Origin of the sequence: Knoellia sp. LjRoot47 (genome assembly GCF_964253435.1) — a bacterium.
Lineage (GTDB): Bacteria > Actinomycetota > Actinomycetes > Actinomycetales > Dermatophilaceae > Knoellia.
The window spans coordinates 52,577-69,004 of the sequence record NZ_CAXUQS020000003.1; the positions used below are offsets into that span (position 1 = coordinate 52,577).

The following is a 16,428-nucleotide window of genomic DNA, read 5'->3' on the forward strand; positions in this document are numbered from 1 at the left end:
CTGACGCACCAGGTGTCGGGGATCCGGGCCCACCGCATCGGTGGTGCACCCGGATTCCCGACACCTGCTCGTACCGGGTGGCGTGAAAGGCTGGCGGCATGGTCAACCGGCTCGCCGCGTCCACCTCCCCCTACCTTCTCCAGCACGCCGAGAACCCCGTCCACTGGCAGGAGTGGGGTCCCGAGGCCTTCGCGGAGGCACGCCGCCGCGACGTCCCGATCCTGCTGTCCGTCGGGTATGCCGCGTGCCACTGGTGCCACGTCATGGCGCACGAGTCGTTCGAGGACGTCGGGGTCGCCGAGGTCGTCAACGCCGGGTTCGTCGCCGTCAAGGTCGACCGCGAGGAACGCCCCGACGTCGACGCGGTCTACATGAACGCCACGACCGCGCTCACCGGCCACGGTGGGTGGCCGATGACGTGCGTCCTCACCCCTGACGGCGACCCGTTCTTTGCCGGGACCTACTTCCCCCGCGAGCAGTTCCTCTCGCTGCTCGCCAACGTGGGTCGGGTCTGGACCGAGCAGCGCGACGACGTCCTGGCGTCGGGCGCGCACATCGCGGGTCGGCTGCGGGAGATGACGGCGGTCGCGGCGCCTTCGCCCATCACCGCTGAGACGACGGACACCGCCGTACTCGCCCTCCGCCGGCACTACGACCTCGCGCGCGGCGGCTTCGGCGGCGCCCCGAAGTTCCCGCCGTCGATGGTGCTCGAGTTCCTCCTCCGCCACCATGCGCGGACCGGTGATGCCGACGCCCTCGCCATGGCCCGCGGGACCGCCGAGGCGATGGCCCGCGGGGGCATCCACGACCAGCTCGCCGGGGGCTTCGCGCGGTACGCCGTCGACGCGGACTGGGTCGTCCCGCACTTCGAGAAGATGCTCTACGACAACGCCCAGCTGCTCCGTGCCTACACCCACCTGTGGCGCGCGACGGGTGAGCCGCTGTGGCGTCGGATCGCCTCCGGGACAGCGGACTTCATCGTGCGCGACCTCGGCACGGCGCAGGGCGGGTTCGCGTCCGCCCTCGACGCCGACACGGTCGTCGACGGCGTCGGGGTGGAGGGCGCAACCTATGCCTGGACCCCCAGCCAGCTCGTGGAGGTGCTCGGGGAGGAGGACGGGCGGGCCGCAGCCGCCCTCCTGTCGGTGACGCCCGAGGGCACGTTCGAGCACGGCACGTCGACCCTCCAGCTCCGCACCGAACCCCCCGACGAGGCGTGGTGGGCCGACGTGCGCGCCCGCCTGCTCGCGGCCCGCGAAGCCCGGCCGCAGCCGGCCCGTGACGACAAGGTCGTCACCTCGTGGAACGGCCTGGCCATCGCCGGCCTCGCCGACGCGGGCGCGCTCCTCGACCGGCCGGACCTCGTCGAGGCGGCGGTGCGGTGCGCCGAGTTCGTCGTCTCTACGCACGTCGTGGACGGACGGCTGCGGCGGGCCTCGCGTGACGGTGTCGTGGGGGCCGCGGCGGGAGTGGCCGACGACCACGGCAACCTCGCAGAGGGGCTGCTCGCGCTGCACCAGGCGACCGGGGACGCTCGCTGGCTCTCCGCCGCCGGGGACGTCCTCGACACCGCCCTCGCCCACTTCCGCGACGAGGACGGCGCGGTCCACGACACCGCCGACGACGCCGAGCCGCTCTTCACCCGCCCGAGGAGCCAGGCCGACAACGCCGAACCCTCGGGCGTCTCCTCGCTCGCCGGGGCGTGGCTCTCGTATGCCGCCCTCGTCGGGTCGTCGTCCCACCGCGCGGCCGCCGACTCCGCACTCGCGAGCGTCGGTGCCCTCGCCGGCCGCGACCCGCGCTTCGCGGGGTGGACGCTGGCGGTCGCCGAGGCGGCCCTCACCGGCCCCCTCCAGGTGGCCGTCGTCGGCGAGGGGTCGGTGGCCGACGAGATGCTGTCGGTGGTGCGGGCCAGCACCTCGCCGGGGCTCGTCCTCGCCTCCGGCGCACCGGACTCCCCCGGCCAGCCGCTGCTCGAGGGGAGGCCGACCGTGGGAGGCGGGCCGACGGCATACGTGTGCCGTGGGTTCGTCTGCGAGGCACCGGTGACCGACGTCGAGAGCCTGCGCGCCGCCTTGGCGCGGGCCTAGAGGTCGACCGTCCCCTCGATGCGCGTCACGGCGTCGCCCGACACCCAGACGTCGCCGTCGACGGCTTCGACGTGCACGCGACCGTCGCGCCCGATGACCGAGCCCTGCCGCGCGACATAGCTGTCGGGGAGGGCGCCGGTGCCGATGAGCCACTGGGCCAGACCGGCGTTTGCGCTGCCGGTGACGGGGTCCTCGGCGAAGTCGTTGCCGTCGGCGAAGAAGGCGCGCACCTCGACGTCCGCGCCGAGGCTCATGGCGGTCGCCTCGTCCCATCGACCGATGACACACACCTTGAGGTCGGTGAAGGCGGCGAGGTCGGGCACGACGCCGACGACCGACTCGGCCGAGCCGAGGTCGACCCCGACCCAGCCGGGTCCGTTGTCGACCCATGCCATGTCCTCGACCGCGTCGTCGGAGAGCCCGAGCCCGCGCACGATGCGGCGGCGGACCTCCGGCTCGACCGTGCCGGATCGCCGCAGCGGCGGGGACGCGAATCCCAGCCGAGGAGAACGGCGCACGTCGACGAGCCCGGCGCCGCACTCCTGCACGACGACGTCGCCCTGCGGGATGCCGCCCGCCTCGAGCCAGGCGTGCGCGCTCCCGATCGTCGGGTGTCCGGCGAAGGGCAGCTCGCCCCCGGTCGTCCAGATCCGCACGCGGTAGTCGGCCCGCGGGTCGGTCGGCGGGCAGAGGAACGTCGTCTCGGAGAGGTTGGTCCAGCGCGCGAACGCCGCCATCTGCGCGTCGGTCAGCCCCTCGGCGTCGTGCACGACGGCGAGCGGGTTGCCGAGCCACGGCTCGGAGGAGAAGACGTCGACCTGTCGGAAGGGCAGCACCGGACCATCCCAGCACAGGCACTGGAGCTCAGAGCGCGAGGAGCCGGTATGCCGGGTCGCGGGCTTCCAGCAGCCGTCCCGCCCGCACGGGGTCGACGAAGGCCGCGGTCGCCCAGACGTCGGCCCACACGAGGTCCGGCCCGACGACCGTCGCGGACCCGGGCCGGTCGATGCCGAGGCCGGTGCGCGGGTCGACGATGTGGGCACCCCTCGCCGCAGCACCCGACGTGGCGACGGCACCGCGGGACAGGGTGACGACCTCGGCGATCGAGGTGCGGTCGCGCGGGTCCTCGATGCCGATGCGCCACACGGGTGCCACGGCGTCCCAGCCGCGACCGGTGCCGACGAGGACGTCGCCGCCGGCACCGACGCTGAAGGCGACGCCGGGCACGGTCTCGAGGTGCGCCGAGGCGGCCGAGACCGCCCAGCCCTTGACCAGACCGGTCGGGTCGAAGGTGGGGCGACCACCCCCACGGGTCCGCCAGGCACGGAAGAGGCCGTCGGTCCGGTCCTCGGCCTCGAGGCACAGGTCGGTCACCTCGGCGACCCACGGGTGGGCGTCGCGCGCGTCGATCTCGCCGTGCTGGAGCCGCAGCAGGTCGCTGTCGGCCCGCCACGTGCTGAGCACCTCGTCGGCGCGGCGGAGGTGGGCCAGCACGTGCTCGCTGGCCGCCTCGAGGTGCTCGGAGTGCGGGTCGTCGGTGCGGACGTGGATGCTCACCACCGTCCCCATGACCTCGTGCACGAAGACCCGCCGCGTGGGCTCCGTCCGGGGCCGCCGGACGGGGATCTCGAGGGTGCTCACAGCCCCGCCTGGTCGAGCGCCGACTGGAGCGACTGGATGTAGCCCTCGGAGGTGAACGTCGCCCCGGAGACCATGTCGATGCTCGAGCTCTGAGCCGCGACGGCCTCGTCGTTGAGGATGGGCACCGCGTAGGAGTTGATCTCCTGGTCCTTGTGGTCGCGCCACGGGACCTGCGTCACGGTCGCGGCGGTGACCTTGCCCCCGGCGACGGTGATCTGGACCTGGACGTCGCCGTAGCGGGTCGACACGGCGTCACCGGTCACCGTCGAGCTCGACGACGAGGAGCCGTTGCTCGACGAGCCCGAGCTCCCCGACGAGCCCGAAGTGCCCGAACTCGACGAACCGGACGAGTCGGACGACCCGGACGAGTCCGAGCTGCTCGACGAGCCCGAGCTCGACCCCGTGCCGCCGGCGGCCGCGACGGCGCCGCCGTTCACCGGTGAGCTGATGCTCGTCGTCGTGCCGGACGAGGTGGACGTGTGATAGCTGAAGAGCAGGACGAGCATCGTCGCCGTGCTCGCGATCCACAGGGTGATGCGGCGCATGGTCGTCTCCGAGGGGGTGTCGTGAGGGTGGTCGTGGGTGTGGCGGTCGGGGGGGCTCAGTAGCTGAAGCGCTCGAGATGGACGTGCTCCCGGGGCACGCCGGCGGAGAGGGCCGCGGCCCTCGCCGCCTCCATCCAGCCGGGGCTGCCGCAGAGGAAGACGTCGTGCTCGGCCACGTCGGGCACGAGGTGGCGCAGCGCGTCGACGTCGGACAGGTGCTCGGCCGACACCGGGAGCCACGTGTCACGGCCCGGGATGCGAGGGCCAGCGACGAGGAGGTAGCGGCCCCCGCGCTCGTCCGCGAGCGCCGAGATCTCGTCGGCGAGGACTGCGGTCGCGGTGTCGCGCACCCGGTGGATCACGGTGACGTCGCCCGACTCGAGCTCGAGGTCCTCGAGGAGCGCACGCATCGGCGTGATCCCGATGCCCGAGCCCATGAGGAGGACCTTGCGGCGGGTGCGCACACCACGGTGGAGTCGGCCGTACGGGCCCTCGACGAGCACGCGCGTCCCGGCCCTCAGCGAGGCCAGCCGCTGCGTCCCGTCGCCCACGTGGGAGGCAGTGAAGCGCAGCGAGCGCCCGTCCGGCGCCGCGGACAGCGAGTACGGGTGCGCCCGCGTCCAGCCCGGCCCGTCGAGGAAGCGCCACTGGAAGAACTGCCCGCCCTGCGCCGCCAGCCGCTCGACGCCCGGTCCGGTCACCGTGACGGTCGTGACGTCGGCGGCGTCGTGCCGGACCTCCGTCACGCGCAGCGGAGAGCGCAGGGACCGCACCAGCGGCAGACCCACGCGGAAGACGAGCACGGAGCCTGCGGCGACGGCATACAGGGTCCACCAGAACCACGTCGAGATGGAGGACGCCGTGAAGTCGCGACCGGTCCAGAGCTGGTGCGGCAGCGCGAGACCGGCGCCGAGGTAGCCGTAGAGGTGGATGAGGTGCCAGGACTCGTAGCGCAGGCGCGCCCGTGCCTTCCTGACCGAGGTGACGACGACCATGGCGAGCGCCGCCGTCCCGGCGACTGCGAGGAGCATGCCCGGGTAGTTGACGACGAGGTCCCACACCGTCCCCCACAGTCCGAGCTCGGAGGAGGCCGCGTAGCCCAGCACGATGAGCACGATGTGCCCCACCATGAGGTTGAACGACGTGAACCCGACGAGCCGGTGGGTCCGGGCGAGCTGGTCCTGGCCCCAGGCCTGCTCGACCCACGGCACGCGCGCCATGAGCAGCACCTGCACGAGCAGGAGCGCGGAGGCGAGCAGGCCGGTGAGCCGGCCGAGGGACGTGAGCCCGTCGCCGAGCCCGGTGAGGTCGTGCAGCCCGCCGTGGAGGACCCACAGGCAGGTCACCCAGACGAGCAGGGCCCAGAGGGCGAGACCCGAGGCCTCGCGCCACCAGCCGGGGACGGGTGCAGCGCTCGGGGCGCGTCGGCTGCCCACGACGCGGGGGCGGGGAAGTGCGGTCATGGTTCGAGGGTGGGGCGCTCGCCTGTGGGCCTGCTGTGGGTGGGCACTGCGCGCGCAGTGAGTCCGTCGGGGCCACAATGGCGCTCGTGACGACGCCCCTGCCGCCCGAGGTCGACCTCGCCGGAGTCGCGCCCGAGCTGCGCGAGATGTTCACGCTGCGCCTGGAGCGCTGGTGGCCCGACCTCCACGACGCGCTCGTCCCGCTGCACGGCGGCGGCGCCACCGTCCTCGCCGAGGAGCTCGTCTCCCTTGCGGCACAGGCGTTCCGGGCCCGCTCCCCCGCCCTGCGACGCCGCGACCTCCAGCGCATCCTGCGTCCCGACTGGCTCCAGGACCCGTCGATGGTCGGGTATGCCGCCTACACCGAGCGGTTCGCGGGGAACCTGCGCGGGGTGGCCGCCGAGATCCCCTACCTGCGCGACCTCGGGGTGACCTACCTCCACCTCATGCCGCTGCTCCAGCCGCGCGAGGGCGACAACGACGGTGGCTACGCCGTGGCCGACTACCGCGCGGTCCGCCCGGACCTCGGCGACATGGACGACCTCGCCGACCTCGCCTCCGCACTGCATCAGGAGGGCGTGAGCCTCGTGCTCGACCTCGTCCTCAACCACGTGGCACGCGAGCACGACTGGGCCGCGCGAGCGCGCGCCGGCGACACGGCATACCGGGAGTACTTCCACGTCTTCACCGACCGGACGCTGCCCGACGCCTACGAGCGGACCCTGCCCGAGGTCTTCCCCGACTTCGCGCCCGGCAGCTTCACGTGGGACGACGAGCTGGACGGGTGGGTCTGGACGACGTTCAACGAGTGGCAGTGGGACCTCAACTGGTCCAACCCCGCCGTCCTGCGCGAGTTCGCCGCGATCATCCTCGAGCTCGCCAACCGCGGAGTCGACGTCTTCCGGCTCGACGCGATCGCCTTCATGTGGAAGCGGATGGGCACCGACTGCCAGGGTGAGCCGGAGGTGCACGCGATCACGCAGGCGCTGCGTGCCTTGACCCGGATCGCCTGTCCCGCAGTGGCGTTCAAGGCCGAGGCGATCGTCGCGCCGAGCAAGCTGCTCGCCTACCTCGGGCAGGGTCGCTACTCCGGCAAGGTGAGCGACCTCGCCTACCACAACAGCCTCATGGTGCAGGTCTGGTCGATGCTCGCGACGAAGGACGTCCGGCTGGCCGCGCACGCCCTCGAGCGGCTGCCCACGAAGCCCACGACGTCGACGTGGCTCACCTACCTGCGCTGTCACGACGACATCGGCTGGGCGATCCAGGACGATGACGCGGCCGCGGTCGGGCTCGACGGCCACGCGCACCGCAGGTTCCTCACCCGCTGGTACGCCGGCGACGAGTGGGGCTCGAACGCCGACGGCCTCGTCTTCCAGTACAACCCCGAGACCGATGACGGGCGCACGAGCGGCACGGCGGCCAGCCTCGTCGGACTCTCGACCGCCCGCACCGACGAGGAGCGCGACCTCGCGGCGCGCGCGTTGCGCCTGGGTCACGCCGTCGTCCTCGGCTGGGGCGGCATCCCGGTCATCTGGAGCGGTGACGAGCTCGGCCAGCCCAACGACCCCCACTGGGCCGACGAGCCGGGTCACGAGGACGACAACCGGTGGGCGCACCGCCCGCGCCTCGAACGCGAGCGCCACGACGCGCGGCACGACCCGACCGCGACCTCGGCCCGGGTCTTCGAGGACCTGCGCGAGCTCGTCCGCGCCCGCGCCTCGCTCCCCCACCTGCACGGCAGCATCGAGTCGCGGGTCGGTCCGGTCGACGACCCCGGCGTCCTCGTCACGGTGCGCGAGCACCCGCTCGGGCGCTTCGTCGCCCTGCACAACGTCACGCCGACGTGGCGAAGGTGGCCGGGGCACCGGGCCCACGAGCTGGGGGTCGACGCCTCGAGCGACGCCATCACCGGTGCGGCCCTTCGCTGGGACGGCGGTGACGTCGTGCTCGAGCCCTACGCCGTTCTCTGGCTCACGACTCCGGTCGCCGAGCGCTGACGACGACGCCGTCGAGCAGCACGACGTCCGCGCGAGCCTCGCCCTCGGCGACGGCGCGCGCGTTGGCCTCGTCGGAGCGCAGCACCCACGCGGTCGCGTCCGCGACCTCGCGGCCGGTCTCGACGTGGCGGGCGATGAGGCGCTGGACGCGGGCGTCCGGGGCGAGCGCGCACCACCAGACCTCGTCGAGCAGGTCGGGGACGTCGCCCCAGCCGCCCTCGTCGAGCAGGAGGTAGTTGCCCTCGGTGACGACGAGGTCGGCGGTCAGCGGCACGGCGAGTGCGTCCGGCACCGGCTCCCCCACGACGTGGTCGAAGCTCGGCGCGGTGACGACAGCGCGAGGTTCGGTGCGCACGGCAGCCAGCACACCGGCATACGCGCTCGTGTCGAACGTGTCGGGGGCGCCCTTGCGGTCGCGCCGGCCCCGACGGTCGAGCTCGGCGTTGGTGAGGTGGAACCCGTCCATGGGCACGTGCGCGACCCGCCCGGACAGACCCTCGTATGCCGTCACGGCCGTGAGCAGCCGCGTCACCAGGGTCGTCTTGCCGGCTCCGGGTGGCCCGGCGATGCCGAGCACGGCGCGACGCGGGGCGACGCGGGCGACGAGTTCGAGCAGGCGTGGGAGGAGGTCCTCGACCACGGGGGGCTCACCAGACACCGAGCACCTGCCCTCCGATCCGGATCGTGAACGCGGCCACGACGATGACGAAGACGATACGCACGAAACCACTGCCGCGGGAGACCGCCGTGCGCGCCCCGACGTAGCCGCCGAGGAGGTTGGCGACGGCCATGACGGCACCGACCTTCCACATGACGTGGCCGCCGGGGGCGAAGACCGTGAGGGCGCCGAGGTTGGTGGCGAAGTTGGCGATCTTGGCCTTGGCACTGGCCTCGAGGAAGGCATATCCCATGAGCCCGACGAGCGCGAAGACCATGAACGAGCCGGTGCCCGGCCCGAGGGCGCCGTCGTAGATGCCGATGACGAAGCCGACGACCATCGCGACGATCGTGTGCCGGGTGCCGTCCCAGCGCAGCGCCGTGCTCGTACCGAGCGAGGGCTTGAACAGGGTGTAGGCGCCGACCGCCACGAGCATGACGAGGATGATCGGGTTGAACGCCGACTTGGGGATGTGCAGCCCGATGAGCGCGCCACCGATGGCACCGAGGTAGGCCACGCCCGCCATCGGCAGGGCCGTGCGCAGGTCGGGCCGCACCCGCCGCCAGTAGGTCGTCGCGCTGGCGACGGTCCCGGCGATCGAGCCGATCTTGTTGGTCGCGAGCACCTGCGCCGGGCTGGCGCCGGGGAAGCCGAGCAGCAGCGCCGGGATCTGGATCAGACCTCCGCCGCCGACGACCGCGTCGATCCAGCCGGCGACGAACCCGGCGAGGGCCATGAGCGCGAGCGTGGTGAGCCCGACGTCGCCCAGCATCTCGGTCATGCCGGCGTCATGCCCCCGACCAGGAGTCGACGATGTCGAGGATGTCGAGCAGCTCGTGGGCCACGGCGTCGGGGGTGACCTCGACGGCGACCTGCTGGTCGACCGGGATGTCGGAGTGCGGGATCCAGATGGCGCGCATGCCGACCTGCTGCGGTCCGTGGACGTCCTCGAACGGACGGTCGCCGACGTAGGCCGCGGCCTCCGGGTCGACACCCACCGCGTCGCACGCCGCGCGGAAGGCGTCGGCGTGCGGCTTCACGACGTGGATCTCGGACGAGTAGACGTCCGCGTCGAGCAGGTCGAGGACGCCGTCGCGCTCGAAGACCTCACGGTGGTAGTCGCGCGACCAGATGGTGTTGGAGAGCACCCCGATGCGAATACCCCTGTCGCGCAGGCCTTCCCACACCGGTCGCACCTGCGCGTCCGTGTGCGTGTGCGGCTCCCAGAACCCGCGGTATGCCGCGAGCGCGAGGTGGTGCCGGTCGTGCGTCGGGTCGATCCCGGCGTCGTCGAGGATGTCCTCGAGGGTGGCGCTGGAGTGGTCGGTGCGTCCCCGCTGCCACGCACGGTCCTCGGCCTCGAGGATGCGCAGCGCCAGCGAGTCGGCCTCGGCGAGGTCCTCGGCGGGCATGTCGGCCGCGTCGACCGGGATGCCGTGGACCTCACGCGCGTAGACGCGCCACTGCTGCGGCAGGTCGACGTCGTGCCAAGGCGTGAGCGTCCCGCCCCAGTCGAAGATCACGGCCTCGAGGGGGCGGGCACCGCTCATGCCTGGGCCTCGGCAGGCGCGCCCTCGCCGGTGACCTCGGCCCTGCCGAGGACCGCGGGCCCGCCGCGGACCTCGCGCACAACCTCGTCGACGACCGCGTCGACGGCGACCTCGCGGCGCTCGCCGGTGCGGCGGTCCTTGATCTCGACGACGCCGTTCTCGAGCGACTTGCCGACGACGACGATCGTCGGGACGCCGATGAGCTCGGAGTCCTTGAACTTCACGCCGGGGCTGACCTTCTCGCGGTCGTCGTAGATGACCTCGAGCCCGTGCGCCTCGAACGCCGCAGTGAGCTCGTCGGCCTTCTCGAAGACGGAACCGTCGCGGTCGCGGTTCTTGCCCGTGGCGACGACGTGGACGTCGGCGGGCGCGACGTTGCGCGGCCAGCACAGCCCGGCCTCGTCGAGGTTGCCCTCGGCGATCGCGGCGACGGCACGCGAGACGCCGATCCCGTAGGAGCCCATCGTCACCGTGACGAGCTTGCCGTTCTCGTCGAGCACCCTGAGGTCGAGCGCCTCGGCGAACTTGCGGCCGAGCTGGAAGATGTGGCCCATCTCGATGCCGCGCGCGGTGTGCAGGACGCCGTTGCCGTCGGGGCTCGGGTCGCCCTCGCGCACCTCGGCGGCCTGGATCGTGCCGTCGGCGGTGAAGTCGCGACCGTGGACGAGGTCGAGGACGTGCTTGCCGTGCTCGTCGGCGCCGGTGACCCACGCGGAGCCCTCGGCGATCGACGGGTCGAGCAGGTAGCGGATGCCGGACGAGCGCTCCTCGCCGAGGACGCCCGGGCCGATGTAGCCCTTGACGAGCGCGGGGTTCGCCGCGAAGTCCCTCTCCTCGAACGCCTCCACCTCGGCCGGCGAGACCTGCGCCTCGAGCCGCTTGGCGTCGACCTCGCGGTCGCCGGGGACGCCGATTGCGAGCGGCTCACGCGTGCCGTCCGGGTGGACGAGCATGACGATGACGTTCTTGAGCGTGTCGGCGGCCGTCCACTCGCGACCGTCCTCACGCGCGTGGTTGGCGTTGAGCGCGGCGACGAGCGTCTCGATCGTCGGGGTGTCCGGGGTGTCCTCGACGTGCGCGGCGGGCGTGCCCGACGCGTCGACGGCGGCGGCCTGGGCGACCACGACGGCCTCGACGTTCGCGGCATACGAACCGCTGTCGTTGCGGACGAAGGTGTCCTCGCCGATCGGGCTCACGGCGAGGAACTCCTCGCTCGCCGAGCCACCCATCGCGCCGGACATGGCGGCGACGATGACGTACTCGAACCCGAGCCGGTCGAAGATCCGGATGTAGGCCGCGCGGTGGGCCTCGTAGGACGCCTGCAGACCCTCGTCGCTCACGTCGAAGGAGTACGAGTCCTTCATGATGAACTCGCGCCCACGCAGGAGCCCGGCGCGCGGACGCGCCTCGTCGCGGTACTTGTTCTGGATCTGGTAGAGGCTGAGCGGCAGCTCCTTGTACGAGCTGAACATGTCCTTGACCGCGAGGGTGAACATCTCCTCGTGCGTCGGCCCGAGCAGGTAGTCGACGCCCTTGCGGTCCTGGAGGCGGAAGATGTTGTCGCCGTACTCGGTCCAGCGGTTCGTCGCCTCGTAGGGCTCACGCGGCAGCAGCGCCGGGAAGGTCAGCTCCTGCGCTCCGATCGCGTCCATCTCCTCGCGCACGATCGCCTCGACGCGGCGCAGCACCTTGAGCCCGAGCGGCAGCCACGTGTAGATGCCGGGGGCGGCGCGACGGATGTAGCCGGCGCGCACGAGGAGCCGGTGACCGGGCAGCTCGGCGTCCACCGGGTTGTCGCGCAGGGTTCGCAGGAACAGCGAGGACATGCGCATGGCCACAGGAGGTCTCCAGAGTCTTGGTGGGGGGAACCCGCCAAGGATAACGACGACCTCGTATGCCGTTCACTCCCATTCCGCGCGCCTCACCGAGGTGGCCGGTCCGGACCACCGAAGGGTGCGATGGCTGGCGGGGTGGGCCGCACCGCGCGCTGGGGGTCAGGGTCGGGCGAAGACGCCCTCGACGAAGCGGCTCAGCTGCCGGTCGTCGAGGTGACGGGCGAGGTCGGCCTCGCTGATCATCCCGACGAGCCGGTGGTCGTGGATGACCGGCATGCGCTTGATCTGCTCGCGTCCCATCGTCTCGACGATCGTCGTCATGTCGGTGTCGGCGTCGACCCAGGTGACCTTGCCCTGGGCGAGCTCGGCCGCGGTGCACATGCCCGGGTCCATGCCCTCGGCGACGCACTTGATGACGATGTCGCGGTCGGTGATGATGCCGTGCAGCTTCTCGTCGTGGCCGCAGATGGGGAGGGAGCCGACGCCGAGGTCGCGCATCATCCGCGCCGCCTCGTCGAGCGTCTGGTCCTCCTTGATGCACTGCGTCCCCGCGTGCATGATGTCTCGGGCCGTCGTTATGGGAACCTCCTCGGTGGTGGACCTCTCCGGGGCGGCGCGGGGTTCGGCCTGGGCGACGAGGGCCGATCCGGCGCGTCGTCGCTGCCACTCTCCTCCGGCGACCCCAGGGGCACAAGACCCGCGACGGGCCGGTCAGTCGGTGTCGACGAACCTGGCCGACGGCGCCGCCCGCCGCAGCGCCGGGACCCACGTGAGCAGCGCTGCGCAGCCGTTGGCGAGCGCGACGACGACGAGCGCCGTCGGCACGCCCCAGCGCGAGGCGACCTGGCCGGAGACGAGCACGCCGATCGTCGCTCCCCCGCCCCACGAGATCGTCCGCGAGGCGGTGCTCACGCGGGACAGGAGGCGTTCGGGGATGACCTGCATCCGGTAGGTGACGGTGGCCGAGATGACGAGCACGTGGAGGGTCGCGTAGCCGAGGTAGACCGCGAGCGCGACCCCATAGCGGTCCAGGGCACTGAGCACGAGCAGCAGCACCGTCATCGCCGGGAAGAGGGTCTGAGCGAGGCGGATCGCCCCGAAGCGGCGGCTCAGCCTGGGCATGAGGAAGGACGCGAGGAACGCGCCCGCCGCCCAGCTGCCGAAGAGCAGGCCGAAGCGCCACCCACTCGTGCCGACACCGAGGACGCGGTCGGCCCACGGCACGACGAGCCCGAGGAGCGCGGCGGCCGACCCGGCGCCGAAGACGGCAACCATCGCCAGGGGCCAGAGGGTCGGGTGGCGCCGCAGGTAGGTCAGGCCCTCGACGAGGTCGCTCCCCAGGTCGCCCGCAGTGACCCGGGTCGTGCGGTCCCGGGCACCGTTGAGGGCGGAGCGGATGGCCCGCACGAGGAGCAGGCTGCCGACGAACGACAGGACGTCGACGACGAGCAGGGTCGCCGGCGACCAGATGACGAGCGCCAGGCCGGCGGCGGCGGGCATGGCGACGTCGAGGACGCCCTGCGTGCCCCAGATCCGAGCGTTGGCGTCGGGCAGTCGAGACCGACCCACGAGCGTCGGCAGCGCCCCGGCGCTCGAGCCGTCGAAGAGGACGGCGGCCGACGCGGAGGCGAAGGCAGCGGCATACACGTGCGGGATGGTGAGCACCCCGGCGAGGTGCGCGAGCACGAGGCTCCCGATGGCCACGGCGCTCACGAGGTCGGCCGCGACCATGATCCGGCGCCGGTCGAAGCGGTCGCCGAGGACTCCGCCGACGAGCCCGAAGAACGCCATCGACAGGGTGCTCGTCGCCATGAGCGACGACGTGAGCGCGGGCGAGCCGGTGACCTGGTAGATGAGGACCGGGAGCGCGACGGCGGTGACCGACGAGCCGACCATCGTCACCGCGCGCGAGCCCCAGTAGCGGACGAAGTCGGCGTCGCGCCAGAGGGTCGGGGCGGCGGTCGTCGTCACGCCCTCAGCCTAGGCTGGCCGGCATGGCGAGCGAGCTGACCATCGAGCGGGTGTTGACCCTCGTCGAGCTCGTGCCGCGGGGGCGGGTCGTGAGCTACGGCGACCTCGGGGCGATCGTCGGCATCGGGCCGCGGCAGGTGGGGTCGTTCATGGCGAACCACAGCGAGGGGCTGACGTGGTGGCGGGTGACCAACGCCGCGGGCGACCTGCCCCGTGACCTGCTCGACAGGGCGCGGCCGCACTGGGCCGACGAGGGGATCCTCGTCAAGCGCAACGGTCTGGGCTGCCGCATCGCGGACTACCGCGCCGACCTGGACGCGCTCGCCACGGCATACCGGGCCCGGATCGCCGAGACGCTCGAACGGATGGGGACGGCGATCCCCCACACGAGCAACCCGGCGGCGCGTGCGCTCGCCGCGGCGGGCGTGACGACCCTCGAGGAGCTCAGCGAGTGGCGCCGGGCCGACGTCCTCGCCCTGCACGGGATGGGACCCAAGGCGCTGGGGATGCTCGATGCCGCCCTCGACGACGCCGACCTGTCCTGGCGGACCTGACCCGGCGTCGTCGTCGGTCGTGGCTCGAGGTCAGGCAGGGGCGCCGGACTCCGCGACCCGCTTGAGCTGGGCGAGGCCCTTGTCGAAGTCCTTGCCCACGAGCTTCTCGGTCGGGACGATCCGGGTGAACAGGGCCGTGAGCCCGGTGTTGTTGCCGCGCATCGTCCAGTCGACCGCCGTGCCTCCGCCACTCGGAGTGAGCACGAACTCGATCTGGTTGTCGGCCTTGAAGGGCTTGAGGAAGTGCAGGTCGATCCCGATCCGCTCCGGGCTCGAGTGCGTGATCTCCATCGACCCTTGACCGGCCTTGCGGTTGCCCTTCCACTCGTAGCGGGCGCCGACGCCATCGTCCGAGCCCGAGTACGCCCGGCGCATGTCGGGGTCCACGTCCTCCCACGGTGACCACGCCTCCCACCTGTGGAAGTCGTCGATGAGGGCGTGCACCGTGGCCGGCGACGCGGCGATGGTGGTGCTACGGGTGAGCTCGAAGGCGGCCATGAACCCAGCGTAGGACCGGGTCGCCCCTTCGCGAGGGCGGTCAGAGACGGCCGGCGGCGCGCAGCGCGGTCCGGATGAGCGGGACCTGCATGGGCAGGCGTGCCACGGTGCCGGCGAAGAACGCCTTGGAGCCGGTGTCGCCGCGACGCTGCGCGCGCCTGGCGTGGTCGGCGGTCATCTGGACGTTGGCCGGGAAGACGCCGATGAGCAGCGCGGCACTGGCCAGGCCCGCGACCTTGCGGGTGCGCGGGTGGAGCAGCCCGAGCGCGCAGACGATCTCGGCGACACCGCTGACGTAGACGAGCTCGCGTTTGCGCGGTAGCACGTGCGGCACGATCCCTTCGAACGTCTGCGGCCGCACGAGGTGGGTCGTGCCGGAGGTGAGGAAGAGGGTCGCGAGCCCGATGGTGGCCTTGTCGAGCGGAGGGTTCGTCAGCGGCATACGGCCATCGTGACAGACCACGCCCCCGCTGCACGGGCAGCGGGGGCGTGGGCCTGGAGCCGGTGGACTCGTCAGGACGTCGGGGGCCGCTGGATCGTCTCGTCGGCCCGGAGCGGGGTGGCACCGGTGGTCGGGCGGGTCGTCGGCTGGGTCGTCGGCTGGGTCGTCGGCTGGGTCGCGGCGATGCCGAGGCCGGAGCGCAGGGCCTTGCCGCCGGTGCCGACGTGCCCGGCGTACTTGGGGCCGACCTTCTTGCTCACCGCCGCCTCGACCTTGCCGATCGCCGACGAGACGGTGTCGGGGTTCTTGCGGGCGTAGTCGCGGGCCTGCTTGGCCAGGCCGGCGATCGCGGCGAGCTTGATGACACCACGAGCCATGGGGTCCTCCTGAGGTCGGTGATGGGTCTGCCCGAGGAACTCGCGGCGCGGCCACGAGGTTCCCGGCGGGTGCGCCCCAGTGTGCGCTCTCGGGGTGGGCCGTGGGGGTCTCGCAGCCCTCCATCACGCTTGACCAACTCCTGAGGTGGTGCTGACCGTGCCCTTGCCCGGGCCCTCCTAGCGTCGAAGGAGCGGCTCCATCGGGGCCGCACGACCACAGTTCCACCGATGCAGGAGGACTTTCAGATGACCATGCTCGCCACCCGAGGTGCACGTGTCGCGGCAGTCGCCGCCGTCTCGTTCGCCGCCGTCGTCAGCACCGCGCCCACCGCCTCGGCCGTCACGAAGCTCACCCACGCGCAGGCCACCTCACAGCTCTCGGCCGCCGGCATCACGTGGTCCTCGAGCGGCGGTTGCAGCAACCGCAACGTGTCGACGTGCACGTCGTTCGACCAGGTGAACTCGTCGACGATCAGCGGGGTCATCACCCTCAAGCGGGCCAGCGGATGCGCGATCAACCTCACCGGTGGCACGGAGACCGGCCACGCGTCGGGGACCTACAGCCATTGGAACGGCTACAAGGTCGATATCGCGCTGTCCACCTGCATCAACAACTACGTCACCTCGACCTTCGCGTATGCCGGGGTGCGCAGTGACGGTGCCACGCTCTACAAGTCAGGGGCTGGCAACATCTACGCCAAGGAGGGCAACCACTGGGACGTCCTCTACTACAACTGCGGCGGCTGCTGACCCCGCCCTGGCACGGTCTGGACGCCGGCAGAAGGTCCCACACATCGCGGCATA

At 72.3% G+C, this 16,428-nt stretch carries 17 protein-coding genes; 4 read left to right on the forward strand and 13 right to left on the reverse strand.

The genetic code is table 11. The features are described from left to right. The first annotated feature begins 98 nt into the window (after nucleotides 1–98). Nucleotides 99–2,090 carry a thioredoxin domain-containing protein gene (locus ACSQ11_RS16780; protein ID WP_436007623.1) on the forward strand — a complete coding sequence of 664 codons (1,992 nt, stop codon included), beginning with the start codon at nucleotides 99–101 and terminating at the stop codon, nucleotides 2,088–2,090. Here ACSQ11_RS16780 and ACSQ11_RS16785 read toward each other — a convergent pair. Genes ACSQ11_RS16785 through ACSQ11_RS16800 form a run of 4 tightly spaced genes read right to left on the reverse strand, consistent with a single transcriptional unit; the run spans nucleotide 2,087 to nucleotide 5,739 of the window. Beyond that, nucleotides 2,087–2,926: a PhzF family phenazine biosynthesis protein gene (locus tag ACSQ11_RS16785; RefSeq protein ID WP_436007624.1), complete on the reverse strand. Its 840-nt coding sequence runs from the start codon at nucleotides 2,924–2,926 to the stop codon at nucleotides 2,087–2,089. The two genes, ACSQ11_RS16780 and ACSQ11_RS16785, sit on opposite strands and share 4 nt — an antisense overlap. A gap of 28 nt (nucleotides 2,927–2,954) precedes the next feature. Further along, the gene (locus ACSQ11_RS16790; protein WP_436007626.1) at nucleotides 2,955–3,731 is read right to left on the reverse strand and encodes an FAD:protein FMN transferase; all 777 of its coding nucleotides are present in this window, start codon (nucleotides 3,729–3,731) and stop codon (nucleotides 2,955–2,957) included. After that, a complete protein-coding gene (locus ACSQ11_RS16795) occupies nucleotides 3,728–4,276 on the reverse strand; it encodes an FMN-binding protein (protein WP_436007628.1) in 549 nt (182 codons plus the stop codon). The genes ACSQ11_RS16790 and ACSQ11_RS16795 overlap by 4 nt, the downstream gene beginning before the upstream one ends. 56 nt (nucleotides 4,277–4,332) lie before the next feature. Further along, nucleotides 4,333–5,739, reverse strand: coding sequence for a ferredoxin reductase family protein (locus ACSQ11_RS16800; protein WP_436007630.1), 1,407 nt, complete (start codon nucleotides 5,737–5,739; stop codon nucleotides 4,333–4,335). 77 nt (nucleotides 5,740–5,816) lie between these two features. On the opposite strand from ACSQ11_RS16800, the gene ACSQ11_RS16805 reads away from it, so the two are divergent. Next, on the forward strand, nucleotides 5,817–7,739 hold the full coding sequence (locus tag ACSQ11_RS16805; RefSeq protein ID WP_436007632.1) for an alpha-amylase family protein: 1,923 nt from the start codon (nucleotides 5,817–5,819) through the stop codon (nucleotides 7,737–7,739). Here the strand turns inward: ACSQ11_RS16805 and ACSQ11_RS16810 are convergent. The 6 genes from ACSQ11_RS16810 to ACSQ11_RS16835 form a co-directional block, all read right to left on the reverse strand. Beyond that, entirely contained in the window at nucleotides 7,714–8,397 is a 684-nt protein-coding gene (locus ACSQ11_RS16810) for a nucleoside/nucleotide kinase family protein (RefSeq protein WP_436007634.1), read from the reverse strand. The two genes, ACSQ11_RS16805 and ACSQ11_RS16810, sit on opposite strands and share 26 nt — an antisense overlap. Next, nucleotides 8,387–9,178, reverse strand: coding sequence for a TSUP family transporter (locus ACSQ11_RS16815; protein WP_436007636.1), 792 nt, complete (start codon nucleotides 9,176–9,178; stop codon nucleotides 8,387–8,389). The genes ACSQ11_RS16810 and ACSQ11_RS16815 overlap by 11 nt, the downstream gene beginning before the upstream one ends. Before the next feature lie 7 nt (nucleotides 9,179–9,185). Further along, nucleotides 9,186–9,947 (reverse strand): HAD family hydrolase, encoded by a 762-nt coding sequence (locus tag ACSQ11_RS16820; RefSeq protein WP_436007638.1) that lies wholly within the window; start codon nucleotides 9,945–9,947, stop codon nucleotides 9,186–9,188. Then, nucleotides 9,944–11,785, reverse strand: coding sequence for a proline--tRNA ligase (locus ACSQ11_RS16825; RefSeq protein ID WP_436007640.1), 1,842 nt, complete (start codon nucleotides 11,783–11,785; stop codon nucleotides 9,944–9,946). The genes ACSQ11_RS16820 and ACSQ11_RS16825 overlap by 4 nt, the downstream gene beginning before the upstream one ends. A gap of 156 nt (nucleotides 11,786–11,941) precedes the next feature. Next, nucleotides 11,942–12,340 carry a CBS domain-containing protein gene (locus ACSQ11_RS16830; RefSeq protein WP_436007642.1) on the reverse strand — a complete coding sequence of 133 codons (399 nt, stop codon included), beginning with the start codon at nucleotides 12,338–12,340 and terminating at the stop codon, nucleotides 11,942–11,944. 153 nt (nucleotides 12,341–12,493) lie between these two features. After that, nucleotides 12,494–13,753, reverse strand: a complete 1,260-nt coding sequence (locus tag ACSQ11_RS16835; protein ID WP_436007644.1) for an MFS transporter — start codon at nucleotides 13,751–13,753, stop codon at nucleotides 12,494–12,496. Between the two features lie 23 nt (nucleotides 13,754–13,776). Between ACSQ11_RS16835 and ACSQ11_RS16840 the strand changes: the two genes are divergently transcribed. Then, nucleotides 13,777–14,307: an MGMT family protein gene (locus ACSQ11_RS16840; RefSeq protein ID WP_436007646.1), complete on the forward strand. Its 531-nt coding sequence runs from the start codon at nucleotides 13,777–13,779 to the stop codon at nucleotides 14,305–14,307. Nucleotides 14,308–14,337: 30 nt separating this feature from the next. Here ACSQ11_RS16840 and ACSQ11_RS16845 read toward each other — a convergent pair whose 3' ends face one another. The 3 genes from ACSQ11_RS16845 to ACSQ11_RS16855 form a co-directional block, all read right to left on the reverse strand. After that, nucleotides 14,338–14,805: an SRPBCC family protein gene (locus tag ACSQ11_RS16845; protein WP_436007648.1), complete on the reverse strand. Its 468-nt coding sequence runs from the start codon at nucleotides 14,803–14,805 to the stop codon at nucleotides 14,338–14,340. Between the two features lie 40 nt (nucleotides 14,806–14,845). Then, on the reverse strand, nucleotides 14,846–15,247 hold the full coding sequence (locus ACSQ11_RS16850; RefSeq protein WP_436007650.1) for a DoxX family protein: 402 nt from the start codon (nucleotides 15,245–15,247) through the stop codon (nucleotides 14,846–14,848). A gap of 71 nt (nucleotides 15,248–15,318) precedes the next feature. After that, nucleotides 15,319–15,624: an antitoxin gene (locus ACSQ11_RS16855; RefSeq protein WP_436007652.1), complete on the reverse strand. Its 306-nt coding sequence runs from the start codon at nucleotides 15,622–15,624 to the stop codon at nucleotides 15,319–15,321. Between the two features lie 228 nt (nucleotides 15,625–15,852). On the opposite strand from ACSQ11_RS16855, the gene ACSQ11_RS16860 reads away from it, so the two are divergent. Next, nucleotides 15,853–16,374 (forward strand): hypothetical protein, encoded by a 522-nt coding sequence (locus ACSQ11_RS16860; protein ID WP_436007654.1) that lies wholly within the window; start codon nucleotides 15,853–15,855, stop codon nucleotides 16,372–16,374. The last annotated feature ends 54 nt before the right edge of the window (nucleotides 16,375–16,428 follow it).